The sequence below is a fragment of the Mangrovibacter sp. MFB070 genome (genome assembly GCF_000705335.1).
In the GTDB taxonomy this organism is placed as follows: domain Bacteria; phylum Pseudomonadota; class Gammaproteobacteria; order Enterobacterales; family Enterobacteriaceae; genus Mangrovibacter; species Mangrovibacter plantisponsor.
On sequence record NZ_JJMI01000025.1, the window covers coordinates 135,124 to 161,463 of the forward strand.

Sequence of the window (26,340 nt, forward strand, 5' to 3'; positions counted from 1 at the left end):
AGACAGGTGAAAATATTTAAATACGTTAATTTTACGAGGTTAAATATAAATATGGTGCATTGTTGTTTTATGCGTATATAAGAGAACACAGATCCAGATGTGGCAGTAGACAAAAGTTAATTTAAAAATCACAAAAATAGGATATAACACTAATAAAATACAAATAACAAGAAATAAATTCTAAAAATAAACGCATTTCCAATTTCAAAAACCACAACACAGAGCGTAACAGGTAGAAAATTCAGAGTGATAGCTGAGATAAAAACGAATAAAAACCACCATTCATCAGTAAAAGCAGACGAATTAAATAAAAGCAGTAATGGGGTAAACACAAGTACCAATAGACAAAACCTTTGTATAAATAAAAACACTTCACTTACCTGCACTACCGATTAAAAAATAACAATGGCCAGTATCGGGGTATAAAACGCCCGAACAATATAAGAATCACACTCAAAGAATAAATAAGAACGTAAAAATAAAAAAAAGAAACAACGTCTAATAGCCACAGGGTTTATTTTTCAGGAAACATTCACCACCATTCAGAAATATTAAAAACCGACTTTCCAAAAGAAATACCCATACGCCACCCCCACACATCCAGTACAACAGCCGCCTTCAGGAATAAAAAAGCCGCCCGGCAATAAGCTCAGGCGGCCATGTAACTCTATCTGTATGAGTTAGAGAGTCTCTTGTTCCAGATACCTTGCCAGTTGCTCAAAGTAGCGCTCTTGCTCAACCCAGGCACGGTGGGCTTCTTCATGAGTACACTGCATAAAATGCAGGGGTTCGCCAAGGCGTAACTGCGCCAGGTGATACCTGTCTGCTTCAATCACACAGGCGATACGCGGGTAACCCCCTGTGGTTTGGGCGTCAGCCATCAGCACAATTGGCTGCCCATTTGGTGGCACCTGCACCACTCCTGGAATCAACCCGTGAGAGAGCAATTCCTGGTCAGATTCACGCTCCAGGCTGTTTCCCACCAGCCGGTACCCCATGCGGTTACTTTGTGCCGAGAGTTGCCAGCCATTACGCCAAAAATCCTGCCTGGCCGCCAGGGTAAAATCCGTATATTCAGGGCCAGGCAATGCCCGTACCCGATTATTCCACAGCAGTTGTTTAACGCCACGGGAACGCGTCACGACGCGTTCTGGCTCACCTGCCAGTAAGTTGTCTCCATCACGAACCAGCCGCCCGTCAAGCCCACCAAAACCGCCTTTAAGGTCGGTACTACGGGAACCCATAACATCAGGAACAGCAATGCCGCCACTGACGGCAAGATAACTGCGCATACCTCTCCTGGGCTGGCGTAACTGAAGCTGCTCACCAGGCTTTACTGGAAAACACCACCCCGTCCACATTGGTTTTCCCGCAAGCGTTGCTTCACACCCGGCTCCGGTCAGCGCTATCCAGCCAGGGGCGGTAAACTCAGCCACAAAATTGCCCAGAGTCACCTCCAGGCCAGCAGCGTATTGATCATTGCCAACCAGTAAGTTAGCTGTACGTAATGCAGGAAGATCCAGTGCACCGCACAGGCTCACGCCCAGTTGCCGGAAGCCAGAGCGGCCGCCATCCTGAACAGAGGTATGTATCCCGGCATGGTGTATTTTCAACATACACCCTCCTTTTGCGGAATAAAACGCACGCGGTCACCCGGCATCAGTAACGCAGGTGGCTCGCGATGCGGGTCAAAGAGTACCAGAGACGTTCGGCCAATCAGGTTCCAGCCGCCAGGGGTTTCAAGAGGGTAAATCCCAGTATGTTCACCACCGATTCCTACTGTGCCTGCAGGCACATTCAGCCGGGGCTCAGCTCTTCTCGGGATTGCCAGTTCATGAGGCAGTTCACCCAGGTAAGCAAACCCCGGCTGAAACCCCATAAAATACACCACATATTCCACGCTACTATGGCGCTCCACTACTTGTGAGGGAGTCATGCCACAATGGCGGGCGACTTCGCCGAGATCTGGCCCCTGTTGCCCACCATACACGACCGGGAAATCCACGCGCCTGGATTCAGGAGTCCAGGCTTCACTCTCTTCCCACCAGCGTTGTAACCGTTCAATAGCATCCAGCGCATTGCTGTTGGCAACACGCAGAATCACCGTGATATTGTTCATACCTGCTATCGCTTCCAGAACCTCTGGCATTCCTTGCAGGCGCTGCATCAGTCCCCATATCCGTTGCTGGCTTTCCAGGCTTACTGGTGGCTCCAGAGATAAAACTACGCAATTCTCACCCAGTAAATAACACCGCGCTCGCTGCACTCCCGCCTCCTGTGGTACTGCTGACCCATGTATCAGAGAGAACTCATGCCGGGTTGTCTATATCCACAAACATCACATCCAGCCCATACTGCGCAGCTAACCATTCACCCAACGCTTTTATCCCATAACGTTCAGTTGCATGGTGCCCTGCGGCAAAGAAATGGATACCCTGTTCGCGGGCCGAGTGAATCGTCTGTTCAGACACTTCACCTGTAATAAATGCATCCACACCAAACTGGGCAGCACTATCAATGAAGCCTTGCCCACCACCTGTACACCAGGCGACACGCGTAATTTTTTCCGGGCCATTGTCACCACACCAAAGCGGTTTGCGGCCTAAGCGTGCTTCCAGCCAGGATGCGTACTCCGCCCCGGAAACCGGGATTGCGACTTCCCCCCAGGGCACCAGCGGTTCAATCACACCTTTTACAGTAATCCCCAGCAATTGAGCTAACTGGCTGTTATTTCCCAGCGCTTCATGAGCATCAAGGGGTAAATGCCAGCCATAAAGATTAATGTCATTAACCAGCAAGGTTTTCAATCGTTTCTGCTTCATACCGCGAATAACGGGCGATTCACCTTTCCAGAAATAACCATGATGAACAATCACCGCGTCAGCTCCCAGCCTTACTGCTTCGTCGAGTAGCGCCTGGCTTGCGGTAACCCCTGTGACAATCTTTTGCACTTCTGGCTGGCCTTCAACCTGTAATCCATTAGGGGCATAGTCATTAAAAGTTGCGGCATTCAACTTCTGATTAATTACTTGTTCCAGTTCAATATTATTCATTGTTCATCCTTCATTTTTTCTCTTGCGGCTTCCCAGGCAGCCAGCGTATGTAAACGTGCCGTTTTATGGTCCACAACCGGGCGGGGGTAATCAAGAGCAACACCCTGCTTATCTGCCCATTTCCACGGGTTATGAATTGCACTGGCAGGAACCAGACTGAGTTCCGGCAGCCACTGGCGAATGAAAGCCCCCTGAACATCAAAACGGGTACTTTGGGTTTCAGGGTTAAAAATACGAAAATACGGGGCTGCATCTGTTCCCGTGGAGGCGGCCCACTGCCAGCCACCGTTGTTGGCAGCAAAATCGCCATCCAGAAGCTGCTCCATAAACCAGCGTTCGCCCTCCCGCCAGTCAATCAGCAAATCTTTGGTGAGGAAGCTGGCGGTAATCATCCGTAACCGGTTATGCATCCAGCCAGTCGTGTTTAACTGCCGCATTGCGGCATCCACAATGGGGTAGCCGGTTTTTCCCTGCTGCCACGCAGCAAGTAATGCTTTGTCATGTGACCAGGTGACGTTATCCGTCCAGCCAATAAATGGCCGGTGCCGGCACAACGCAGGCCAGGCAACCAGTAAGTGGCGATAGAACTCACGCCAGATAAGCTCATTCAGCCACACAGCTGCGCCACCTTCGAGCTCCATGGCATGCGGGTGCTCCGCCAGCAATCGCTGAAAACACTGGCGTGGTGATAATGCACCTGTTGCCAGCCAGGGGGAAAGCATGCTGGTTCCATCCTGTGCCGGAAAATCACGCTGTTGCTGGTAATCCTGAACCTGCTGCTGGCAGAACGTACGCAGCTTTTGTAATGCCGCTTTTTCGCCAGGGGGAAATTTTGCTGTATCCACTGGTTGCAGTGGGTAATCAAACTCGACAGGTGTGTCATCACTGATTGCCGGACCACGCGCCCGAGGTGCAGGAACACACTGCGGTGGCATTTCACGCAGGCGGCGCAAGAATGCTTTGCTGAATGGCGTAAAGACACGAAACATCTCGTTATTGCCTGTCAGCACACTGCCTGGTGGTAGTAAAACGCTGTCATCAAACCCCTGGCATGTGACCTTACCAGACAGAAGCTGTTCAGCCTGCCCATCGCGGCGCCTTTCATTCAGTTCATATTGATAGTTATAAAACAAGTGCGACACACTTTGTGCTTCGCAGAAGGCCGCCAGTTTACTGACCGAATCAGCAAAATCAGCCGCACTAAGGTAATACAAAGGGATCCCTTTTTCTCCCAGGGAACGGCGCAGCAAGACTACCTGCTCACGAATAAACCACGCCTGGCGTGCAGCCATACTATGGCTGCGCCATTGCACAGGGGTGGCGATAAACAGGGCGATAACCTTAGCATCATCCTTGTTGCATGCAGCAGCCAAAGCCAGATTGTCGGTAATACGTAAGTCCTGGCGAAACCAGACTAAATGGACAGTTTGTTGAGTGGGCATCATGAAGACACTTTGCCCCCAACAGTAAAGAACAGGCATGCCAGCAAAGGCCGCTGTTGCTCAAAATGCAAAGCGGGTACCGGCCGTAAGTGATGACTTAACCACAAGTGTCTGACTGGGGCTGGGCCTTTTTTTTCTCGCATATCCACTCCTTATCACTTTTACCTGTAAGTTTAGCCAGGTATTTTGGCACTGGGAATGGATATAAAAATGCCATGGAGAAAAACGCCATGGCAGGAAATATTAAAAGAATAATGAAGCGCGGTGGAATAAAACTCAGTAAAAGTCACCTGCTGCTGATTCTGCATGGGCCAGCCACACAGGTTTGTCGCTGGTTTTCATCCATACGCGGTGCAGATAACTATAGAAACGTGCCCGGTCTTTCCAGAACAACATCACCGGTAATGCTAACGTACCGATGATAATGACACCGGCCCTGCGCAGGAGAATGCGGTGCAGAGGCCAGGATTGGTATAGCGACATAATGTTCTCCCCCTTTTGGACCAGCTCAATGTGCTGGTAAGCAAAATAATGTTCTCTGCTGTAAATCATACCGGGCATGATGAAATTTTACCACTCATCCGACCACATAAATGATGATTTTTTCACCTGAAATAGAGAATGCCCGTAATTTAGTTACACGAACGTTAATTTAATACTAAACATTAGTTAATTTATGGGTATATTTTTATACTTTTTTTACACCCTCACTGTTTTTTTTTGCGAAATTTTTCCAGCCATTTGCTTACCGTAAGCCCCAATAACCTCATAACCGGAGTGAACGTGATGGGCTTTTCCCTGGTTGCCGGCATGGTGCTGGTCTTTCTGCTACTCGGCTATCTGATCTACGCCTTATTACATGCGGAGAAATTCTGATGAGTAATGGGACTCTGCTCATCGCCAGCTATCTGCTGGTGCTGATATTACTTGCCCGCCCACTGGGGCACGGCCTGCGTTATCTTATTGAAGGCACTCTGCCACACTGGATGCAACGCCCGGAACAGGGTATCTGGTTGATTACCGGGATAACGCAAAAAGAGATGGGATGGCGTGAATATTTAAGTGCCATTCTGATATTTAATCTGACGGGGATTGCCCTGTTATTTACTCTGCTCGTATTACAAAACTATTTGCCACTCAACCCACAGCATATCGCTGGAATGACATGGGACCTGGCACTCAATACTGCTATCAGTTTTGTCACCAATACCAACTGGCAGGCATACAGTGGCGAAACGTCGCTGAGTTATTTCAGCCAAATGGCGGGGTTAGGTGTACAAAACTTTTTGTCTGCCGCCACCGGTATTGCCGTTGCGTTCGCACTGATCCGCGGACTCACACGGCAGAACGCGCAAACACTGGGAAATGCCTGGGTCGACATCACCCGAATTACCCTGTGGGTACTACTGCCAATAGCACTGGTGATGGCACTCTTTTTTATCCAACAGGGCGTACTGCAAAATTTTGCGCCGGCACAACCCTTTATCACCCTTGAAGGGCAACATCACCTGTTACCTGGGGGGCCAGTTGCTTCTCAGGAAGCGATTAAAATGCTGGGTACAAACGGCGGCGGGTTCTTTAATGCCAACTCGGCTCACCCCTTCGAAAACCCCACAGTCCTGACTAATTTCATACAAATGCTGGCTATTTTTTTACTGCCCGCCGCACTGTGTTTTGCATTTGGTGAAGTCGCACGAGATAACCGCCAGGGCCACACATTGTTGTGGGCGATGGGGCTTATTTTTGTCTTGTGTGCGGCTGTTGTTATGTGGGCCGAAACCCAGGGGAACCCACACCTTGCTGCACTTGGCGCCAACAGCACCGCCAATATGGAAGGCAAAGAAAGCCGCTTTGGCATTTTAGCCACCAGCCTGTTTGCCGTGATTACAACCGCAGCCTCTTGCGGCGCTGTCAATGGCATGCACGACTCATTTACGGCACTGGGTGGCATGGTTCCTATGTGGTTAATCCAGTTGGGTGAAGTGGTTTTCGGCGGTGTCGGCTCAGGCCTGTACGGCATGATTTTGTTTGTGATCCTGGCGGTTTTTATTGCCGGTTTAATGATTGGGCGCACACCAGAATACTTAGGCAAGCGTATTACTCTTGCTGAAATGAAGTGGACAGCACTGGCTATTCTGGTGACGCCGGCACTGGTTTTACTGGGTACGGCACTGGCAACCCTTACCCCCTACGGACACGAGGCCATTCTGAACCCTGGCGCTCACGGTTTCAGCGAGGTGTTGTATGCCGTGTCTTCCGCTGCAAATAACAACGGCAGCGCCTTCGCGGGGTTAAATGCCAGCACGCCATTCTGGAATCTGCTGCTGGCATTTTGCATGTTTATTGGCCGCTTTGCCGTCATTGCCGCAGTCATGGGTATCGCAGGCTCTCTGGCCAGTAAACCTGCCCAAACAGCACAAAACGGCACGCTCTCCACCTGTGGACCTCTGTTTGTCGGTCTGCTGGTCGGCACGGTCATCCTGGTCGGTGCCCTTACGTTCGTTCCAGCACTGGCTCTTGGGCCGGTGGTGGACAGCTTAAACCCATTGTCTCATTAACGGAGCGCATAATGACACGTAAAACACAGGCTCTGTTCGACCCAACACTGGGCCGCCAGGCAATCATTGATTCCATACTCAAACTTAATCCTGCCAGGTTGTGGTACAACCCGGTGATGTTTGTGGTATGGGTCGGCAGTGTCCTGACGACATTGCTGGGCCTTGCCATGCTGGCAGGGATCACTCACGGAGAAACCGGTTTTACTCTTGCTATCAGTGTCTGGCTGTGGATAACGCTGCTGTTCGCGAATTTTGCGGAAGCCCTGGCTGAAGGCAGAAGTAAAGCGCAGGCAAGTGCCCTCAGAGGTGTCAAAAAGACCAGCCAGGCAAAACGCCTGCCTGAGCCACATTATGGTAGCCATCCAGAAACTGTTCCGGCAGAAACACTACGTAAAGGCGACATTGTACTGGTTGAGGCGGGTGACATTATTCCGTGTGATGGCGAAGTCGTGGAAGGTGGCGCCTCGGTAGATGAAAGCGCCATTACCGGTGAGTCTGCGCCAGTCATTCGTGAATCTGGTGGGGATTTTGCTTCAGTCACGGGCGGTACGCGTATCCTGTCTGACTGGCTGGTCATTCGCTGCAGCGTCAACCCTGGCGAAACATTTCTCGACCGAATGATAGCCATGGTAGAAAACGCCAGTCGCCAGAAGACCCCGAATGAGATAGCCCTTTCCGTGTTGCTCTCTGCTCTGACGATTATCTTTCTGTTGGCAACAGCCACACTCTGGCCTTTTACCGCCTGGCTGGGTCATGCTGTCAGCATTCCGGTACTGGTGGCACTACTGGTTTGCCTGATTCCCACCACTATAGGCGGCTTGCTATCAGCGATTGGTGTGGCAGGAATGAGCCGCATGCTCAGCGCCAATGTTATCGCCACCAGTGGCCGGGCGGTTGAAGCCGCAGGTGATGTTGATGTTTTACTGCTGGATAAAACCGGTACGATTACATTGGGTAATCGCCAGGCTGCCCGTTTTATGCCTGCACCAGGGGTTGACGAGCAACGCCTGGCCGATGCAGCTCAACTGGCATCACTGGCCGACGAAACACCGGAAGGCCGCAGCATCGTGGTGTTAGCGAAAAAACGCTTTAATTTACGCGAGCGGGATGTCAGCCAACTCAACGCGACTTTTGTGCCGTTCACCGCTCAGACCCGCATGAGCGGTATTAACCTGGAAAACCGCATTATACGTAAGGGTTCCGTTGACGCCGTTCGCCGCCATATTGAGGCAAACAAAGGCCGTTTCCCGTCACAGACAGATAAACAAGTTGAAGAAGTCGCACGGTCAGGCGGTACACCACTGGTTGTCGCGGAAGGTGCTCAGGTATTAGGTGTTATTGAGCTGAAGGATATTGTGAAAGGCGGTATCAAGGCCCGTTTTGCTCAATTGCGCCAGATGGGAATTAAAACCGTGATGATAACCGGTGATAACCGGCTAACCGCTGCGGCAATTGCAGCTGAAGCGGGCGTGGACGATTTCCTGGCAGAAGCCACACCTGAAGCTAAACTGGCTCTGATCCGCCAGTATCAATCAGAAGGACGACTGGTTGCGATGACAGGTGATGGGACTAACGATGCCCCGGCGCTCGCCCAGGCGGATGTTGCAGTGGCAATGAATACCGGAACCCAGGCAGCAAAAGAAGCAGGCAACATGGTGGATCTGGATTCCAGCCCAACCAAACTGATAGAAGTTGTGCATATTGGCAAACAAATGCTGATGACCCGGGGTTCTCTCACCACTTTCAGTATTTCCAATGATGTTGCGAAATATTTTGCCATTATTCCGGCCGCGTTCGCGGCGAACTGGCCACAACTGAACGCGCTGAATATCATGCACCTGCACTCACCCAATTCAGCCATTCTCAGTGCGGTTATCTTCAATGCGTTAATCATTGTTTTCCTTATCCCGCTGGCCTTGCGTGGCACGCATTATAAACCCCTTGGCGCATCTGCCATGTTACGCCGTAATTTACTGATTTATGGACTGGGCGGGTTAATCGTACCCTTTATTGGTATCAAGCTTATCGACCTGCTGCTCAGTGCCACAGGCTTGTTTTGAGGTGAATATGTCTGCGTTACGTTCTGCTATTTCGCTGTTCCTTGTACTGACAGTACTGACTGGCGGTGCCTACCCACTCATTACCACAGTGCTTGGGCAATGGTGGTTTCCATGGCAGGCCATGGGTTCACGTATTGAAGTACAAGGGCAGGTTCGGGGCTCTGCACTGATAGGGCAGGAATTTACTCAGGCCGGGTATTTTCACGGGCGGCCTTCTGCTACTGCGGAGTTTCCTTATAACCCGATGGCCTCCGGCGGGAGTAATCTTGCAGTCGGTAACCCAATGTTAACACAAGAGTTAACCAGGCGAGCACAGTCACTCAGGCGCGATAACCCGCAATCCACAGGCCCTATTCCCGTCGCTTTACTGACCGCGTCGGGCAGCGGCCTTGACGGGCAACTTCCTCCTGAGGCTGCTTTGTGGCAAATTCCACGTATTGCTGCTGTGCGCCATATTCCGAAAAGTGTATTAACTACTCTGGTGGAACAGGCAACGCACTATCCAGTACCCGGTTTTATTGGTGAGCCTGTTGTGAATGTGTTATCGCTGAACCTGGCTCTGGCAAGTTACCCGGCGTCAAATTAATTAAGGAATATCCATGCACCAGGAACCACTGCGCCCTGACCCGGACCGCTTAATTGCCCAAGTTAGTCTCCCAGAACGGGGCAAACTACGCATTTTCTTCGGCGCCTGTGCAGGCGTAGGTAAAACCTGGGCAATGTTGCAGGAAGCGCGCCGGTTGTATGAACAAGGGCTGGATGTGATTGTTGGTGTTGTGGAAACCCACGGGCGCGAAGAAACAGCCAGGCTCACAGAAGGCCTGGTTTTTCTGCCGCCCAGGCGGCATGGGCACAGAGGACGTGTGCTGGAAGAATTCGACCTGGACGGTGCACTGGCGCGCCACCCGGCCCTGGTACTGGTTGATGAGCTTGCCCACAGTAATGCGCCAGGCTCACGCCACCCCCGGCGCTGGCAGGATGTCGAAGAATTGCTGGATGCCGGTATTGATGTCTTCACTACACTGAATGTACAGCACCTGGAAAGCCTGAATGACATAGTTGGTGCAGTAACGGGTATTCAGGTGAGAGAAACCGTCCCCGACCCTATTTTTGATAATGCCAGTGATGTGGTTTTGGTTGATCTCCCGGCAGAAGATTTACGCCAGCGTTTACGTGAGGGCAAAGTTTATATTCCAGGCCAGGCGGAGCGCGCCATTGAGCATTTTTTCCGTACTGGTAACCTGATAGCGCTTCGGGAACTGGCTTTACGCCGTACCGCCGACCGGGTAGATGGGCAAATGCAGGACTGGCGAGGGAGCCAGCAGCCAGGCAAAGTCTGGCACACCCGTGATGCTATTTTACTGTGTATTGGCACCCGTAGTGGTAATGAAAAACTGGTACGAACTGCTGCCAGAATGGCTGCCAGGATGGGGTGCTCCTGGCATGCGGTGTATGTCGAAACGCCACGCTTACACCGGCTGAATGAATCCAGGCGTAGAGCCATTCTCTCTGCACTGAGCCTGGCGCAAGAATTAGGCGCAACCACGGCAACACTGTCTGCCCCTCAGGAAATCAATGCCATAGTGCGTTATGCCCGGGAGCATAATCTGGGCAAGGTTGTCACTGGCCGCCGCCAGGGTAAACGCCTCTGGCCTGCACGTTCCTTTGCCGACAAACTGGCGCAGCATGGCCCTGACCTGGATCTTATTGTGGTCGCCATGGATGACCGCCCTGACCCCACCGGCAACATGCCCGATACACGCCGATTTTTTGAAAAATGGCGAGTGCAGTTGCTGGGGTGTGTTGTCGCGGCGCTATTTTGTTTTGTGATTACGCTCTTTGCCAGCCAGTGGTTACTGGGCCTGGACGCCGCCAACATGGTAATGATCTACCTGTTTGGTGTCGTCGTGGTCGCATTGTTATACGGGCGCGGCCCTTCAGTGTTCGCCACCGTAATCAACGTGGCCTGTTTTGACCTGTTTTTCATTGAGCCCCGAGGCACCCTTGCAGTATCCGATGTCCAGTACCTGCTCACTTTCTCTGTCATGATGGCCGTCGGGTTATTAATTGGCACCCTGACAGCAGGGGTGCGCTACCAGGCTCGTGTGGCACGCCACCGGGAGCAGCGCACTCATTATCTGTATGAAATCTCGCGCGCCCTTGCAGTAACCCGTAACACGCAAGAAATAGCACTCACCAGCCAGCAGTTTATCCGCCAGAGTTTCCAGGCCGATGCACAATTATTACTCCCTGACAGCCAGGGGCAACTGCGGCCAGTCAGTGATAAAGCCGCACCTGTATGGTGGGATGACGCGATTGCTCGCTGGAGCTTTGATAACGGGCACCCTGCCGGTGCCGGTACCGACACCCTGCCAGGCGTACTCTGGCAAATTCACCCGCTTCGCACGCAAGGGAAAACATTGGGGCTGATGGTTATCATGCCTGATAATTTGCGCCAGCTAATGATCCCCGAACAAAAGCGTTTACTCGAAACAGCACTGCTGTTGGTTACCTCGGCGCTGGATCACCTGAATCTGATGGTCAGTGAAGAACAGGCGCGGGTTACCGGTGAACGGGAGCGCATTCGTAACACGCTACTGGCAGCACTTTCCCATGATTTGCGTACACCGTTAACCGTGCTGTTTGGCCAGGCAGAAATTTTAACTCTCGACCTGGCTTCTGAAGATTCGCAACATGCTCCGCAGGCGAATGAAATTCGCCAGCAAGTGCTTAACACCACCCGGTTGGTGAATAACTTGCTGGATATGGCGCGGATCCAGTCTGGTGGGTTTAATTTGCACCGTGCCTGGATCCCTGTTGAAGAGTTAATTGGCGGAGCACTTCAGCAACTGGATCCAATAACAGGTGGGCGCGAAATCCACCTTAACCTGCCCGACCCTTTACTGTTAATTCATATAGACGGAACATTGTTCGAACGTGTGCTGATTAATCTGCTGGAAAATGCTGTGAAATACGCAGGGCATCAGGCACAGGTTGGGATTGCTGTTCGCAGTGATGAATCCATCATTGACCTGGAAGTTTGGGATACCGGCCCCGGTATTCCTCCCGGCCAGGAGAGAACGATTTTTGAAAAATTTGCCCGCGGGGCCAAAGAATCAGCCATTCCTGGTGTCGGGTTGGGTCTGGCAATCTGCCAGGCGATTGTTGATGTCCATGGCGGTGAGATTTATGCTGAAAACCGTGCTGAAGGTGGTGCCAGTTTTCATATCCGCCTGCCCTACCTTCCCCCTCCGGGGCTCGATGAAACAGATGAGGTAATGTGACTACTATTGTTGTTGTCGAAGATGAACAGGCAATTCGCCGTTTTCTGCGCAATGCGCTGGAAGAAGATAGTGTGCGTATTTTCGAAGCGGAAACATTGCAACGCGGGCTCATTGAAACGGCGACACGTAAGCCTGACCTGGTTATTCTCGATCTTGGCTTGCCAGATGGCGACGGGCTGGATTTTATTCGCGATGTACGCCAGTGGAGCCAAATCCCCATTATTGTGCTTTCCGCACGCAGTGATGAGCAGGATAAAATCGCCGCGCTGGATGCCGGAGCAGATGACTACCTGAGTAAACCCTTTGGCATTGGTGAACTCCAGGCTCGTTTACGGGTAGCTCTGCGCCGCACCTCTGGAAATGAAGAGAACGTCAGCCTGTACACCTTTGGCGATATCCAGGTTGATCTCGCAGCACGGCGTATTTGCCGGAATGAAGCTGATATTCACCTGACACCGATTGAATTTCGCCTGCTGGCTGTATTATTGCGCCATCATGGAAAAGTACTGACGCAACGCCAGTTACTTAACCAGGTGTGGGGACCAAATGCTGTCGAGCACAGCCACTACCTGCGTATTTATATGGGGCATTTGCGCCAAAAACTGGAAACTGACCCCGCACGCCCACGCCATCTGTTAACTGAAACCGGTATTGGTTACCGTTTTATGCTGAATTAACCCAATACTGAACCAGCCATAAAAAAAGAGCGCCACTGGCGCTCTTTAAGTCTGATGACAAACCTCATGTCCGCACAGAACAAGAGGGTGTGCCACCCAATAAAAAACCAGGAAAATCAATTCATTGATTTTCGGCTGCTAACTAAAAAGAAGGAAAAACCACGTTTTTTCCTTCTTTTTCATCAATCTGAGCGCCACTGGCGCTCTTTTTGACTCATTCAGGAAACAGCAACCGGCTGTTTCTCTTTCTTCCTGGCATTATTTAGCACTGCTCAGTACTGCACTCACAATTTCCACGGCTTCGGTTTCTATCTGTTTACGGTGCTCCGCGCCCAGGAAACTTTCACAGTAAATTTTATAAGCATCTTCCGTACCAGACGGACGCGCGGCAAACCAACCGTTTTTGGTCATGACTTTCAGGCCGCCAATAGCTGCGCCATTGCCGGGAGCTGTAGTCACACGGGCGGTGATTTCATCTCCGGCAAGGGTACTGGCGCTGACCATTTCCGGTGACAAACGAGACAACGCCGCTTTTTGTGCAGAAGTTGCAGACGCCTGCAGGCGGTTATAGCTCGGTGCGCCGAAACGTGCAGCCAGCTCATCATAATGTTGCTGCGGGTTTTTACCGGTCACAGCTGTAATTTCCGCGGCCAGCAGGCACATGATGATCCCGTCTTTATCAGTTGACCATGGCGTACCATCAAAACGCAGGAACGATGCCCCGGCACTCTCTTCCCCACCAAAGCCAAAACTGCCATCAAACAGGCCATCAACAAACCATTTGAACCCAACCGGCACTTCCACCAGCTTACGGCCCAGGGCATCCACTACCCGGTCAATCATGGCTGAAGAAACCAGGGTTTTACCCACAGCAACATCACTGCCCCATTGCGGGCGATGCTGGAATAAATAATTAATGGCGACAGCAAGATAATGGTTTGGATTCATTAACCCAACCGGGGTAACAATACCGTGACGGTCATAATCCGGGTCATTCGCAAATGCCAGGTCAAATTTATCACGCAGAGCCAGCAGACCTGCCATGGCGCATTCAGAAGAACAGTCCATGCGGATCACACCGTCTTTATCCAGGTGCATAAAGCGGAACGTTTGATCAACCTGGTCATTAACCAGCGTCAGATCCAGCTTGTAATGATCTGCAATGCGCTTCCAGTATTCAATACCGGAACCGCCGAGCGGATCCACACCCAGTTTCAGCCCCGCTTTTTGAATGGCAGCCATATCAATGATATCGGCCAGGCCTTCAATGTACGCCTGAACAAGGTCGACTTCCTGAACATGCCCACCAGCCAGCGCGTCATCAAGCGACACACGCTTAATACCCGCAAGGCCGGCTGCCATTAACGCATTGGCACGTTCTTCAATAACTTTTGTTACACCGGTGTCTGCCGGGCCACCATTAGGCGGATTATATTTGATACCACCATCTTCTGGTGGGTTATGCGATGGCGTAATAACAATACCATCAGCCAGCGGACCACCCTGCTTGTTATGAACCAGAATCGCATTGGAAACAGCAGGCGTCGGCGTGAAACCGTTATCCTGCTGAACAATCACATCCACACCATTGGCAGCCAGCACTTCCAGAACAGAAATAAATGCCGGCTCAGAAAGCGCATGGGTATCTTTACCGACATAACATGGCCCGGTAATACCATTCTGGGCACGGTTCTCGGCAATCGCCTGAGCGATGGCAAGAATATGGCTTTCATTGAAACTATGGCGACCGGCACTACCCCGGTGGCCTGACGTACCAAACTTCACCGCGTGCTCTGGATTACCTGACTCAGGTTTCAGTACATAATACTGAGCGGTCAGTTGAGCGACATTAATCAAATCACTCTGCTGCGCAGGTTGCCCTGCTCGAGGATGGTTAGCCATTGCTGGTCCTTTTTGTCACAAGCGTTAAATGGTGCCGCAAACCTTTTCAATCAACTCTGCCGGGAACTGCATCGACTGCATAATATGCTCGACCATGCTACGTTTGCGGCCCGTATTGGTATTCGTGATCACCCAATATGGGGTATCGGGAACTTGCTTAGGTTTAGTCTGATTACCATTCTTCAATAAGGTTTGCTCATTAATAGCGAAATACACCCGGGTGCGCCCGTGTAAGGACTCCGTAGCCTGAGCAAATGTGGAAGAATCCAGGGAGTAGAGCGTTGAAAGCACCAGCATAAAGCGGTTAACCGCTTTCTTTTGCTCTGCATATTCATCTGACAGGAGTAATTCACGCATTGCCCGTACTTTATCTTTCGGTTTTTCTGGCGCTTTTTCAGTACGGGGAACAGGAACACTGCTGTTTGTTGAAACTGTAGAAGAGGACAGCGCAACAGATTGCTGACCAGAAGAGAGTTTCAGCATACGCCGCAAAATGTCTGACGCGCTTTCACCAATATGCAGTGTGTGGCTCGCGATGTAGCGATACAGCTCGTCATCAACTTCAATCGTTTTCATTTTAATCCAGTTACATATCTTTTCTGAATACAAATCATTGGGATTATAGAGTCAAAACCCAATGGCGAATAGCATCAACCCGGGATGGTGTCAAAAGTCAGAATTAACTGTAACCCTTGCAGCCGGATGGCAGAATAGCCAACATAATACCCTATTCCTGAGACAGCGAAAAAAAGAAGTTTTCTATGAAATTACACGCTCGCCTGCAATCTGCTCAACAAATGACTAACAATCCACCGGTTGTGCTCATCCATGGATTATTCGGTACGCTGGATAATTTAGGCGTTCTGGCAAGGGACCTGGTTAAGGACCACGACGTACTGCAAATAGACTTACGCAACCACGGCCTGTCTGCACGCAGTGACACTATGACCTGGCCTGCCATGGCGCAGGATGTACTGGACACGCTGGACGAACAGCACATAGACCGGGCGATATTCATCGGCCATTCAATGGGTGGCAAAACCGCAATGGCGGTGACACAACAGGCACCGGGACGGGTTGAAAAACTGGTCGCTATTGATATTGCCCCCGTCGATTATCACGTTCGCCGCCATGATACTATTTTTGCCGCTATAGACGCCGTTAATGCAGCCGGTGTAACTACCCGGCAGGATGCAGCGGCAATCATGCGCAACATCCTCGATGAAGAAGGGGTTATTCAGTTTTTGCTGAAATCCTTTGTTAATGGCGAGTGGCGTTTTAATGTCCCGGTACTCAAAGCGCAATACAGCAATATTGTTGGATGGGAAACCGTCACACCATGGCCGCATCCGGCACTCTTTATCAGCGGCGGGCTGTCGCCTTATATTCAGGAACAGTATCGTGAAACACTGCTTGCTCAATTCCCCTGTGCCAAAGCCTGGGTCGTTGCAGGTGCAGGTCATTGGGTTCATGCAGAAAAACCAGAGGCAGTCATTCGCGCGATTCGCCGTTTTCTTAGCCCTTCGGACGAAAACTGATTAAAAAGCCGCCGACTGGCTGGCAAATGTGGCTTTCGCGTTGGCGCGTCATGTAGCCTGATGTATCATGGCGCGCTGTAATGCGCCCGAGCACGTTGCTCAAGCCACCTGTTTTCCTCACTATTCTAATCATGGCAAAAGAACAAACGGACCGTACGACATTAGATCTGTTCGCGGATGAACGCCGTCCGGGTCGCCCGAAAACAAATCCACTGTCACGTCACGAACAATTGCGTATTAACAAACGCAACCAGCTTAAACGCGATAAGGTTCGTGGGCTTAAGCGTGTGGAATTAAAACTGAATGCCGATGCGGTAGATGCGCTGAATGAGCTGGCGCAGGTGCGAAACATGAGCCGTAGCGAACTTATTGAAGAGATGCTGATGGCTCAGTTAGATAACACAAAACCAGGTCATATATAATCCACGCATTCCCGGCAGTTTTTCCTTTTCATGTAGCAGTGTGTGCACCCGGTAATGATAGCTGTTTCCGCACTGGAAGCTGTTCTGCTATCATTGCCTTATCTGTGGACAAACTCACGCCACCATAACATTAAGTTTCAAGAGGTTATTAAACTCATGGCGATCGTAGGCATTTTTTTCGGCAGCGACACCGGCAACACTGAAAACATTGCAAAAATCATTCAAAAACAGCTTGGTAAAGATGTTGCTGAAGTGCACGACATAGCCAAGAGCAGCAAAGAAGACATTGAAGCCTTCGATATTCTGCTGCTTGGTATCCCAACCTGGTATTACGGTGAAGCACAGTGTGACTGGGATGATTTTTTCCCTACACTGGAAGAAATTGATTTTACGGGTAAATTGGTAGCCCTGTTCGGTTGTGGTGATCAGGAAGATTACGCCGAATATTTTTGTGACGCACTCGGCACAATGCGCGACATCGTCGAACCACGTGGTGCGGTTATCGTCGGTCACTGGCCAACTGCCGGGTATCATTTTGAAGCGTCGAAAGGTTTGGCGGATGACGACCATTTTGTCGGCCTGGCTATCGATGAAGACCGTCAGCCTGAGCTGACAGCTGAACGTGTTGAAAAATGGGTTAAGCAAGTTTCCGAAGAAATGCAGCTCGATAGCATTATTAATGCCTGATAGTTCACCGGCGCAATTATATTGCGCCGGATTGATAGGTAAAACCGATAAAAATAATTGCTACATTTTTTTAACTTTTTCGCGTTAGCGCTGTACAATGATCCAGTTGACAGCATGTATTTTTGGTAAATTTGCCAGTGCTGTCAGATTATTATTTTTCAATTTTGCTGGAGACTTGCGGTTTTCTTTAGGGAGTGTCAAACCTATAATGAGACGCATTAACTTTAGCGTATTACGTCGTACGCCCATTCACGGGCACTTTGCAAGCAACAGGACATATTCCGCATGACTGACAACAACACCGCATTAAAGAAGGCAGGCCTGAAAGTCACGCTTCCCCGGTTAAAAATCCTGGAAGTGTTGCAGGAGCCGGACAATCACCATGTCAGCGCGGAAGATTTATACAAGCGACTGATTGACATGGGAGAGGAGATTGGTCTTGCTACCGTGTATCGCGTGCTCAACCAATTTGATGACGCCGGAATCGTTACACGCCATAACTTCGAAGGTGGTAAATCCGTTTTCGAACTCACGCAGCAGCACCATCATGACCACCTGATTTGCCTTGACTGCGGTAAAGTTATCGAGTTCAGCGATGATTCGATTGAAGCTCGCCAGCGTGAAATTGCTTCCAGCCATGGTATCCGCCTGACAAACCACAGCCTGTACCTTTATGGTCATTGTGCTGAAGGCGATTGCCGTGATGATGAAAATGCGCACGAAGGCACCAAATAATCGGGTGTACCCGTAAGCCGGTGCAATGTGACCCCAAAAAAAAGCCAGGTTTAGAACCTGGCTTTTTTTTATCTGTTTTGGCCTTATGCCGCGCCGCTTGCAGGGCACTCCTGCCCCGCAAGCAAACCCGTGTCACTCAACAATCACCACCCTGCTGGTTCGGTTGCCATCCGGGCTCACAGCACGCACCTGTACGTTACCACTGACAACCGGCCGGGCGTCATCCCGCCAAACCTGCCACTGCTCCCCGCCATCAACGGAGTATTCAACCCTGAGCCCTGGCAGGCTGACATTAGTGGCCAGTTTCCCGTCAACAATCCGGGCACCAGGTACCGGAACACGCCAGGCAATACCGGCGGCATCCAGTTTCGCCAACTCACGCTGGCCTAACACATTGGCAAACCGCTGCCAGTCTTTTGCCAAAGCAGCCGTATCGACATAGTGGGTTTCTCCGCCTTTATACTCCCGCCCGGGCTGCCAGTCCTGTTCCCAGGAAGCCTTGTGCCAGGCACGCTCCGCTACTGAAATAATACGCGGGAATAAACGGTATTCCATTTCTTCGTCAGTGCGAACAACTTCACTCCAGACTTGCGCCGACAAACCATGAGCCCCGGGCCATAACTTCGCCGAACCGGCACTGAACGCATTGCCATCACGGTCTACCGAAGTTTCTGCATTTTGCGGCAAGTTATCTGGTGCGAAGCTAAACACTTTACGTTCATCGGTAAACCGGGTTCCCCAGTAATAGCCCGGCTCCATTGGGTCTACTTCATACGGGAAGTCAAAGTAAACATAATCCGGGTTGGAAATCGTGACTTCATAGCCTTTATTGGCCCAGTCACTCACCGCATCTGAACCACCCCAGTACAGGGTATCCCAGGAGTTAATCCCGGTGCGTTTAGTTGCAAAGGCCGACGCGCCTGACGCATCTCTCAGGCCATCTTGCCAGGCCTGCATTTTCTCAATGCCATGGGCATCAACCAGTTTACTCACTTCTACCGCAAACCAGCTTGGCAAATGCGCCATATCTTCAACTGCGCCAGATGCCACCAGCGCCTGGCACACTTCGGATTTCGCCCAGGGTTTATCTTGCTGGCTCATATCCACCTGCCCTTTTCCTGCCTCCGGGCTGGCTTTATCCGTGTACCCGGCCCCCAGGTAGATATTTTTCGCTTCATCTGCGCCAAAATGCCAGGTTGCCAGCGGCAAACCGGCTTCTTTATGCATCTGGAGAATTTCACTCATTACTTTATCAACAAAGCGGCGAGATGAATCCAGGCACGGGTTCAGATAACTGGCCTTGTCATAGAACTGAACCGTCGTGGTACGCGATGTATCGGTCGGGTCGAGCAAACGGTATTCATTCGCTGCATCAGGCTTACCCTCTTTCATCAGCCTGTCATAACGTGCTTCCATTGACACTACAGCAGCCCGGGCATGCGCTGGCATATCAATTTCCGGAATCACCTCAATATGGCGGGCTTTAGCGTATTTGAGTATTTCAATGTAATCCGCCCGAGTAAAATAACCGCTGCCATTATTGTTACTGTCCGGGCCTGATCCTAATTGTGGTAACAAACACTGTCTTTCAGTTAAATCATGGCAACGCTTCCCGCCCACTTCAGTCAGTTCCGGCAAGCCGGGGATTTCAATACGCCAGCCCTCATCATCGCTCAGATGAAAGTGGAATTTATTCAGCTTATAAGCTGCCATTTGATCAAGCGCGCGTAAAATAGCAGCTTTAGAGTGGAAATTACGCCCAACATCAATGAACATGCCGCGGTAATCAAAGCGCGGTGCATCACTGGCATCCAGAGTTGCAATCGTTTTCGCACCACTTACCGGCACCAGCGATAAAATTGACTGTAATCCATAAAAGACCCCAGTTTGATCAAACCCGGTGACCACCGCTTCACCTTCTTTAATAGTAAGCCGGTAGGCACCGCTACGGGCATCGTCGCCAGTAAAGGTTTTCGGTGCAATCGATGTGCGCACCGGGTAACCACTGCCGGTTTTGATACCCAACTGCTTAAAGCGCGCCTCAATCACCTCAGCAGATGGCCGCAACAAAACAGCCAGGTCGAGTGCCACGCCATTACTCAGAACAGCATCTTTCTTATGCACTTTAATCTGTTTGGGGGTTGGAATAATGGCACCACGCAGAGACTGTGCAGCAAGCCGTGATACATCACTGTTTTTTTCAAAACGGGTATCAGCCGTCATTAAAATGTTGTTGTCATCCGGTGTGCGTTTCCAGTTGTCACCAATTGGTGCCACGAACTGAGTTAAATCCTCGGTATCGGTACTGGCGATAACCTGAGGTTGTGCGCCGGGAGCGGTGACATACCAACGCGGGATGACATCGGTCATAAATAACTGCCAGTATTCATTCACAATGGGAATATCAACAGATTGCCCGGCGGCAAAACCAGTAAATTTCTCTGTTGGTTCAAGCTTATGCAGGTCGCCAGTAACATGTGTGATAGTGAATGCCGGGTTATCCGTACGCAGGATCTGGCGAATGCTGGGGAAATATATGGCCCAGTCATGTGATGTCACGGCCCGGTGACTGTGGTTGGTCAGTGTAATAACCGCTTTGTTGCAGGATGCCCAGTCAGCCCCCAGCGCAGCGCAATCCACACCATTTAATGCCGCATGGTTGTCCAGAACCTGGTATTTGACGCCAAACTCACTTAATTGCCCGACCGTTTTCTGGTCGGCACCCGCCTGGCCTGACAGCATTCCGAATACCAGAGCAGCCAGGGCAGATTTATTTAAACGTTTCATTTTTCATCCTCTGAGTTGCGCCTGCTGGCTTCGCGAATCCCCAGCAGTGCCAAAAATTACCCGACGGAAACCTGAACAGCCTCAGGTTGCTTTAGAAAACAGTGAAAGGGGCAATCACCATAAATTTCACATCCCGCTCATCCTGGAAAATATTGCCGTACCCGCCGCCATAGCTCGGGATATCAGAGTGGTTGTCGTATTGGGTGAAATGAAGTTTGAACAGCGTACCTTGTGCCCGCCCGCTCTGAATGGTATATGCAGCATCCAGGCTATAAGCAGACTCTTTCAGGCGATAACCAGCATCGTAGTAGCCATCTGTTGTGGGTAAGCTGGAAGGTTTGGCATCCCAGGCATAAACATAAGACGCCCCAATGGACCAGCCGGGTAAATTCCAGTTCACCAGGTCGTACATTGCCCCAACAAATACTGCCTTCTCGCCATTGGCGTTAAAATCGGAGCGGTTATCCCACCAAATATCAAGGCGACCGTTGGAGGAAGCATAGGTTGGTGTCATACGTTGCAGGAAATAGCCCTGCTGCCCTTCCGCTTTGACCCAGGTGCCTTCCAGGCGCAAATCTACCTTGCCCACCTGGTAGCCAAAAGTTAATGCCTGCAACCATGCCATGCCGTCATAAATATCATTGACGCCACCGCCGGAAACCTTGTCGCGCGTACCATAGAATTGATAGCTGGTGGATAGCGGGCTGCCAGCCACATCAAATTTGTAACTGGTTTTACCGAAGTACTGGTCAACATACCCCTGGGCCTGGCCGAAAGCCGCTTCGAGCACCAAATTATTTTTGAAATCAAATTTCGCGCCAACGGAGTGAAGGTAGTCAACACGGGTTCGCCGGTCATTCTGGTAGAATTTATCCATCTCGATATGCCATGGCGATTTATACTCATTGCTCCACATATATGAGAAGCTGAGTGCCCCGGCATCTGCGAAATCGAATTGAGCCCCAGCCTCTGCACCCTGATAAGTACCCGGCATAAAGCTCCAGTGTGGAGCAAGCAAGGTTTGCCCGGTTGGCTGGAGATACCCGGCGCGCGCCCACACCGGCCCGTGTTTAAACTTTGCTGCCGCTTTATACAGGCTGATGCCGCTCTTATCGCCCCGCCAGTCTTCCTGGTAAGCTTTATTGCTTGATGAAAAAGCGATTTCATTGGGGTGCCCACTTTCATGGGACTCCGCCATTTCAATTGCGGTAAAAACCGCAAGATCCAGGCCAAACATATCGGCAAAATAACCAGACTGAAAATCAAGGTTTGCGTTCCACGTTGCGTGTGACAGATTGGTTTTATACTCGTCTGCCACAACATCTTTGCGGTCACGCTCTCGTTGCCAGTAATAAATCCCTCCAGCCAGGGTGGAGTCATCGATAAACCCCGCAGCATGGGCAGTGAAACTCCCTCCCCAACCAGAAAAAGCCGTAGCGCAGGCGATTGCCAGCGCCACTGTACTGCGTTTGCCCACAGACTTACGCATAGTTATTCCTCTTTGACGTAAAAACCCGAAAACGGGAAAAATAAAATGACTAATCAACAGGGTGCGGTACTCAGGCACTGCTTCAGGTTATTTTTCGCGATGCGAATTATCAATGCGATTTACACAAAAAATCATGTAATTATGACCACGAGCACATATTTAATTATATTTTGTTACAATAGGAAAAGAGCACAACAGTGCTCAATTTACGACCGGGTTTATTTTAAATATAGATATAAAACAATGTATTAATAAAAATACAAAAAGAAAAAACCTGAAGAGAAACACGAGCTGAATCGAAGAAAGCAAATTTTCATGCGCTTTGATGATGGTAGTTATTTTCTTTCGAAAATTTACTAAATACAGCCAGAAAAAGGAAAACAATCGGGCGGGTTAATTGAGGTTTTTTACCGAGTCGCGAATGACCAATTCACCGGGTAAACTCACACAAGTTTTATCGGTATGCGGGGAGATACCTAACAAACGTTCAACAGCCAGTTTGACCATGTCAACCAGGGGGATCTTAATGGTGGTAAGCGCCGGAGAAACAAAACCGCCAATGCGCGAATCATCAAACCCGGCAACTGAAATATCGCCAGGTACCGCAATTCCCGCCTCTTGCAGCGCTTTCATAGCACCTAATGCCATATCATCATTACCCGCGAGGATCATGCTGAAGGGTATTGCCTGCTCAATCAGTTGCCGGGCAGCGGCATAACCACTTTCCATACTCCAGTCACCGGGCACTGCCAGTGCAGGAACAGGAGTAAGACCTTGTGCAGATAACTCATCTAAATACGCCTGATAACGCATGTTATTGGTAGGAGACCCATTTCTGCCGCTTATCCAGGCGATGTTGCGGTGCCCCATATCCAGAATGAATGCCATCATCATTCGGGCACACTGATAGTGCAGAACGCTGATAGCACACTCTGGGTGGCGTGCTAATGTGCGGTTGAGAACAATAACAGGAACCGGGCTGGTATCAATAATCGCATCCAGTTCATCAGGAGTGAGGTACTGCGGGTAAACCATAATACCGGCACATTTCATGCGTACCAGGTAATCAATCGCCGCCGTTTCATCTTCTGCAGAGTGCTTACCATCAGCAAAAATAAGCTGATGCTGATATTGTTCGCTCCAGGTTGCAGCACCATAAATCAGCGTTGAGAAGTAAGGGCCATTGTACAAAGCATTGGTCATTACAAAACCCACTAAACGTGTTTTCTGCGTTGCCAGTTGCTGGGCCAACAAATTAGGCCGGTAACCCGTTTCTTCAATGGCTTTAAACACCAGGCGTTTAATTTCATCACTGACGATGTCTTTACCATTCAGCACCCGGGACACGGTAGATTTAGATACCCCCGCAGCTTTAGCGACATCCAGCATTTTTACCATTGAAAAACGACTCCCCGAATTATCTACGGCCTGAAAGGCAGATTAGCCTGCACTCTGAACCCCAACAGATATATTCAGAGCTACACGACTGTAATGGGTTTCGCGTGCCGTTTCAATTTTGAGGCAACAAGATCGGGGCCAGTAATGCTGGCCCCCGAGTATTTAAGCAACAGAAAATAAAGGGTTGCCGCTATCAACCTTTCCCGATTGCTGGTGAAAAATCAAAGCATGCTCATCGCTGTTCACCACCAGTACCGGCGTCGTAATGTCATAGCCTGCTTCAATAACCTTTTCTTTATCGAACTGAATCAACGGGGTACCGGCAGTCACGTAATCCCCAGTTTTAACCAGCGTGGTGAAATGTGCCCCCTGGAGCTTCACTGTATCAAGGCCCACATGAATGAGCAGTTCGGCACCATTTGCGCACAGCATCCCGACTGCATGTTGTGAGTCAATTACCGAAGCCACTTCCCCATCGCAGGGAGCAATAATAACGCCGTTGTCAGGTAAAATAGCGATACCATCGCCCAGCAGTTTGCTGGCAAAGGTTTCATCGTTAACCTCGCTCAGAGAAACCAGTTTCCCTGAAACCGGGCTATTTAACACCAGTTCAGTAGGCATATTCTCTTTAGCGCGCGGTTCTGGTGTATTTTGTTTGTTTTCCGGCATTTCCGGCTCCGTAAAGCCCACCATAAACACCAGAGCAAAAGTCACCGCCACAGTCACACCAAGCCCCACCACTTCACCAATAAACGACTGGGGGTTTTCCGGGCTGATAGCATTCATAATCGTCAGCAACCCCGGGAGCCCGGCATAAGCATAGTAGTAGCTGCCAAAGAAACTGGCGACGCATGCCCCTGTAGCCCCACCGATACAACCGCAAATAAACGGTTTTTTCAGGCGCAGAGTGACACCATAAATAGCAGGTTCAGTAATCCCAAACACCCCGGTCAGCCCGGCAGACCATGCAACCGGCCGGAATGCGGCCTGGCGGGTTTTCATCGCACAGGCAAAGGCTGCAGCCATTTGCGCCACAACGGCCATCGTCTGGAATGCCTGAAAAGAGTCACGGCCATACATATCAAAGTTAGCCATAATGACAGGGGTAATCCCCCAATGAACGCCAAAAATGACAATAACCTGCCATACACCGCCGATAACCGCAGCAGCCAGCGGTGGAGCCGCATTGAACAGCCAGTTATAACCATGAGCAATACCGTTCGCCAGCCCGGCCGTTACCGGGCCAATCACCACCAGCGTTACAGGAACCATCACAACAACACAAATGAGTGGTGTGAATAAAGGCGCTACTACATCAGGCAAAACACGTAATACCAGGCGTTCCAGGTGTGCCAGCCCCCAAACCAGAAATAACGGCGGCAGCACCGATGAGGTATAAACCGTCTTCGCTAACGGAATACCGAGAAAAGTAAAGCCTTCGCCACTGGCAATTTTCCCGGCAATCACTGCCCAGTCCGGGTTGATTAATGCACAACAGCACAACACGGCTATATAGGTATTGCACTTAAAATGTTTTGCTGCCGTTATGGCAATGAAAACCGGCAGAAATGCAAACGGTGTCCAGGAGATAAAATTGAGTACCCCAAAGGTACCTGTCGTATGAAAGGATACAGAGAAATAATTGATGATGATAAGCAACCCCTGCAGCAACCCGGCAGCGGCCAGCACGTAAATAACAGGTGCAAAAACCGCCGACATCGTTGCCACAACAGCATCCAGTGGGCGTTTTTTCTCAGCTGTAGCATTGGTTAGCGTGTCACTATCAACCAGCGCGGAAAAAGCCTGATACACATCGGCGACATGTGTACCAATAACCACCTGAAACTGGCCCCCGCTCAGGACGACAGTAATAACACCAGTCAGGTTTTTTACCCGCTCAACAGCCGATTCAGGAACTTCCTTTAACACCAAACGTAACCGAGTTGCGCAACGGGAGAAGCTCACCAGGTTCGCTTCACCACCAACTTCAGTGAGAATATTGTTTGCCAGCGCGCTGTAATCTCTGATAGTGCCCATAGCTGATCCTTTGTTTGTTTGCTCTCTGCAACCGGTTTCAGACTGACTGAACATGCACTTCCTCTGCAACCGGTTTCAGAAAGAATTGCGGCAATTCTCACAGAATCAGGCTATGGATAAATCCGTTGCTTTTATGGTGTTAATCGCTGCGTGGAATAACATGTACTGGCGGGAGCTACCAGGAATGGCGCAAAAAATGGCTGTTGCAGGCAAAAAAAACCGTAGCCGTGAACCACGACTACGGTTAGTCTTCACCCGGTAATGCCCCGGG

22 protein-coding genes are annotated in these 26,340 nt (G+C 50.5%); 11 read left to right on the plus strand and 11 right to left on the minus strand.

The window, feature by feature from the left end:
- Window positions 1-680 precede the first annotated feature (680 nt).
- From pxpC to DT73_RS12845, 5 genes are all read right to left on the minus strand, one after another.
- Window positions 681-1,616: a 5-oxoprolinase subunit PxpC gene (gene pxpC, locus DT73_RS12825; protein ID WP_036109387.1), complete on the minus strand. Its 936-nt coding sequence runs from the start codon at window positions 1,614-1,616 to the stop codon at window positions 681-683.
- Window positions 1,610-2,266, minus strand: coding sequence for a 5-oxoprolinase subunit PxpB (gene pxpB / locus DT73_RS12830; RefSeq protein WP_036109390.1), 657 nt, complete (start codon window positions 2,264-2,266; stop codon window positions 1,610-1,612). Before pxpB ends, pxpC begins: the two co-directional genes overlap by 7 nt.
- Before the next feature lie 43 nt (window positions 2,267-2,309).
- On the minus strand, window positions 2,310-3,053 hold the full coding sequence (locus tag DT73_RS12835) for a type 2 GTP cyclohydrolase I (RefSeq protein ID WP_036109393.1): 744 nt from the start codon (window positions 3,051-3,053) through the stop codon (window positions 2,310-2,312).
- The gene (gene phrB / locus DT73_RS12840) at window positions 3,050-4,495 is read right to left on the minus strand and encodes a deoxyribodipyrimidine photo-lyase (RefSeq protein WP_036110689.1); all 1,446 of its coding nucleotides are present in this window, start codon (window positions 4,493-4,495) and stop codon (window positions 3,050-3,052) included. Before phrB ends, DT73_RS12835 begins: the two co-directional genes overlap by 4 nt.
- Window positions 4,496-4,771: 276 nt before the next feature.
- Window positions 4,772-4,978 (minus strand): YbfA family protein, encoded by a 207-nt coding sequence (locus DT73_RS12845; RefSeq protein ID WP_036110692.1) that lies wholly within the window; start codon window positions 4,976-4,978, stop codon window positions 4,772-4,774.
- A gap of 327 nt (window positions 4,979-5,305) precedes the next feature.
- On the opposite strand from DT73_RS12845, the gene kdpF reads away from it, so the two are divergent.
- From kdpF to kdpE, 6 genes are read left to right on the plus strand one after another with little or no spacing between them, the layout of a single operon-like run.
- On the plus strand, window positions 5,306-5,371 hold the full coding sequence (gene kdpF / locus DT73_RS27080; protein ID WP_369792620.1) for a K(+)-transporting ATPase subunit F: 66 nt from the start codon (window positions 5,306-5,308) through the stop codon (window positions 5,369-5,371).
- A complete protein-coding gene (kdpA, locus tag DT73_RS12850; RefSeq protein ID WP_072006959.1) occupies window positions 5,371-7,053 on the plus strand; it encodes a potassium-transporting ATPase subunit KdpA in 1,683 nt (560 codons plus the stop codon). Before kdpF ends, kdpA begins: the two co-directional genes overlap by 1 nt.
- Before the next feature lie 11 nt (window positions 7,054-7,064).
- On the plus strand, window positions 7,065-9,113 hold the full coding sequence (gene kdpB / locus DT73_RS12855) for a potassium-transporting ATPase subunit KdpB (protein WP_036109398.1): 2,049 nt from the start codon (window positions 7,065-7,067) through the stop codon (window positions 9,111-9,113).
- A 7-nt stretch (window positions 9,114-9,120) separates the two neighbouring features.
- Complete coding sequence (gene kdpC, locus DT73_RS12860) at window positions 9,121-9,699, plus strand: potassium-transporting ATPase subunit KdpC (RefSeq protein ID WP_036110695.1); 579 nt, start codon at window positions 9,121-9,123, stop codon at window positions 9,697-9,699.
- Between the two features lie 13 nt (window positions 9,700-9,712).
- Window positions 9,713-12,397 (plus strand): two-component system sensor histidine kinase KdpD, encoded by a 2,685-nt coding sequence (gene kdpD, locus DT73_RS12865; RefSeq protein ID WP_036109400.1) that lies wholly within the window; start codon window positions 9,713-9,715, stop codon window positions 12,395-12,397.
- Window positions 12,394-13,074: a two-component system response regulator KdpE gene (gene kdpE, locus DT73_RS12870; RefSeq protein ID WP_036109402.1), complete on the plus strand. Its 681-nt coding sequence runs from the start codon at window positions 12,394-12,396 to the stop codon at window positions 13,072-13,074. The genes kdpD and kdpE overlap by 4 nt, the downstream gene beginning before the upstream one ends.
- Window positions 13,075-13,332: 258 nt before the next feature.
- Here kdpE and pgm read toward each other — a convergent pair whose 3' ends face one another.
- Entirely contained in the window at window positions 13,333-14,976 is a 1,644-nt protein-coding gene (gene pgm, locus DT73_RS12875) for a phosphoglucomutase (alpha-D-glucose-1,6-bisphosphate-dependent) (RefSeq protein ID WP_036109403.1), read from the minus strand.
- Window positions 14,977-15,000: 24 nt separating this feature from the next.
- On the minus strand, window positions 15,001-15,552 hold the full coding sequence (gene seqA / locus DT73_RS26210) for a replication initiation negative regulator SeqA (protein ID WP_036109404.1): 552 nt from the start codon (window positions 15,550-15,552) through the stop codon (window positions 15,001-15,003).
- Between the two features lie 185 nt (window positions 15,553-15,737).
- Here seqA and ybfF point away from each other — a divergent pair, with 185 nt between their 5' ends.
- From ybfF to fur, 4 genes are all read left to right on the plus strand, one after another.
- Window positions 15,738-16,514 carry an esterase gene (gene ybfF / locus DT73_RS12885; protein WP_036109408.1) on the plus strand — a complete coding sequence of 259 codons (777 nt, stop codon included), beginning with the start codon at window positions 15,738-15,740 and terminating at the stop codon, window positions 16,512-16,514.
- A 131-nt stretch (window positions 16,515-16,645) separates the two neighbouring features.
- The gene (gene ybfE, locus DT73_RS12890) at window positions 16,646-16,936 is read left to right on the plus strand and encodes a LexA regulated protein (protein WP_036110697.1); all 291 of its coding nucleotides are present in this window, start codon (window positions 16,646-16,648) and stop codon (window positions 16,934-16,936) included.
- Between the two features lie 156 nt (window positions 16,937-17,092).
- Window positions 17,093-17,623, plus strand: a complete 531-nt coding sequence (gene fldA / locus DT73_RS12895) for a flavodoxin FldA (protein WP_072006970.1) — start codon at window positions 17,093-17,095, stop codon at window positions 17,621-17,623.
- Window positions 17,624-17,908: 285 nt separating this feature from the next.
- The gene (fur, locus tag DT73_RS12900) at window positions 17,909-18,358 is read left to right on the plus strand and encodes a ferric iron uptake transcriptional regulator (protein WP_036109411.1); all 450 of its coding nucleotides are present in this window, start codon (window positions 17,909-17,911) and stop codon (window positions 18,356-18,358) included.
- A gap of 132 nt (window positions 18,359-18,490) precedes the next feature.
- On the opposite strand, the gene DT73_RS12905 is transcribed toward fur, so the two are convergent.
- From DT73_RS12905 to DT73_RS12920, 4 genes are all read right to left on the minus strand, one after another.
- The gene (locus DT73_RS12905; protein ID WP_036109413.1) at window positions 18,491-21,145 is read right to left on the minus strand and encodes a beta-N-acetylhexosaminidase; all 2,655 of its coding nucleotides are present in this window, start codon (window positions 21,143-21,145) and stop codon (window positions 18,491-18,493) included.
- 91 nt (window positions 21,146-21,236) lie between these two features.
- Complete coding sequence (locus tag DT73_RS12910; protein ID WP_036109416.1) at window positions 21,237-22,634, minus strand: OprD family outer membrane porin; 1,398 nt, start codon at window positions 22,632-22,634, stop codon at window positions 21,237-21,239.
- Between the two features lie 393 nt (window positions 22,635-23,027).
- Entirely contained in the window at window positions 23,028-24,032 is a 1,005-nt protein-coding gene (locus DT73_RS12915; RefSeq protein WP_036109420.1) for a LacI family DNA-binding transcriptional regulator, read from the minus strand.
- Between the two features lie 162 nt (window positions 24,033-24,194).
- Complete coding sequence (locus tag DT73_RS12920; RefSeq protein WP_036109423.1) at window positions 24,195-26,069, minus strand: beta-glucoside-specific PTS transporter subunit IIABC; 1,875 nt, start codon at window positions 26,067-26,069, stop codon at window positions 24,195-24,197.
- 112 nt (window positions 26,070-26,181) lie between these two features.
- Between DT73_RS12920 and DT73_RS26465 the strand changes: the two genes are divergently transcribed.
- Window positions 26,182-26,331: a hypothetical protein gene (locus DT73_RS26465; protein ID WP_160173968.1), complete on the plus strand. Its 150-nt coding sequence runs from the start codon at window positions 26,182-26,184 to the stop codon at window positions 26,329-26,331.
- Window positions 26,332-26,340 lie beyond the last annotated feature (9 nt).

What these genes read in the sequence shown, in the direction of transcription:
- kdpD (WP_036109400.1), top strand. Translation starts at nt 9,713, where the DNA reads ATGCACCAGGAACCACTGCGCCCTGACCCGGACCGCTTAATTGCCCAA.
- kdpA (WP_072006959.1), top strand. Translation starts at nt 5,371, where the DNA reads ATGAGTAATGGGACTCTGCTCATCGCCAGCTATCTGCTGGTGCTGATA.
- DT73_RS12920 (WP_036109423.1), bottom strand. Translation starts at nt 26,069, where the DNA reads ATGGGCACTATCAGAGATTACAGCGCGCTGGCAAACAATATTCTCACT.
- kdpB (WP_036109398.1), top strand. Translation starts at nt 7,065, where the DNA reads ATGACACGTAAAACACAGGCTCTGTTCGACCCAACACTGGGCCGCCAG.
- ybfF (WP_036109408.1), top strand. Translation starts at nt 15,738, where the DNA reads ATGAAATTACACGCTCGCCTGCAATCTGCTCAACAAATGACTAACAAT.
- pgm (WP_036109403.1), bottom strand. Translation starts at nt 14,976, where the DNA reads ATGGCTAACCATCCTCGAGCAGGGCAACCTGCGCAGCAGAGTGATTTG.
- DT73_RS12905 (WP_036109413.1), bottom strand. Translation starts at nt 21,145, where the DNA reads ATGAAACGTTTAAATAAATCTGCCCTGGCTGCTCTGGTATTCGGAATG.
- seqA (WP_036109404.1), bottom strand. Translation starts at nt 15,552, where the DNA reads ATGAAAACGATTGAAGTTGATGACGAGCTGTATCGCTACATCGCGAGC.
- ybfE (WP_036110697.1), top strand. Translation starts at nt 16,646, where the DNA reads ATGGCAAAAGAACAAACGGACCGTACGACATTAGATCTGTTCGCGGAT.
- kdpC (WP_036110695.1), top strand. Translation starts at nt 9,121, where the DNA reads ATGTCTGCGTTACGTTCTGCTATTTCGCTGTTCCTTGTACTGACAGTA.
- fldA (WP_072006970.1), top strand. Translation starts at nt 17,093, where the DNA reads ATGGCGATCGTAGGCATTTTTTTCGGCAGCGACACCGGCAACACTGAA.
- fur (WP_036109411.1), top strand. Translation starts at nt 17,909, where the DNA reads ATGACTGACAACAACACCGCATTAAAGAAGGCAGGCCTGAAAGTCACG.
- DT73_RS12910 (WP_036109416.1), bottom strand. Translation starts at nt 22,634, where the DNA reads ATGCGTAAGTCTGTGGGCAAACGCAGTACAGTGGCGCTGGCAATCGCC.
- DT73_RS26465 (WP_160173968.1), top strand. Translation starts at nt 26,182, where the DNA reads ATGGATAAATCCGTTGCTTTTATGGTGTTAATCGCTGCGTGGAATAAC.
- DT73_RS12915 (WP_036109420.1), bottom strand. Translation starts at nt 24,032, where the DNA reads ATGGTAAAAATGCTGGATGTCGCTAAAGCTGCGGGGGTATCTAAATCT.
- DT73_RS12835 (WP_036109393.1), bottom strand. Translation starts at nt 3,053, where the DNA reads ATGAATAATATTGAACTGGAACAAGTAATTAATCAGAAGTTGAATGCC.
- pxpC (WP_036109387.1), bottom strand. Translation starts at nt 1,616, where the DNA reads ATGTTGAAAATACACCATGCCGGGATACATACCTCTGTTCAGGATGGC.
- DT73_RS12845 (WP_036110692.1), bottom strand. Translation starts at nt 4,978, where the DNA reads ATGTCGCTATACCAATCCTGGCCTCTGCACCGCATTCTCCTGCGCAGG.
- phrB (WP_036110689.1), bottom strand. Translation starts at nt 4,495, where the DNA reads ATGCCCACTCAACAAACTGTCCATTTAGTCTGGTTTCGCCAGGACTTA.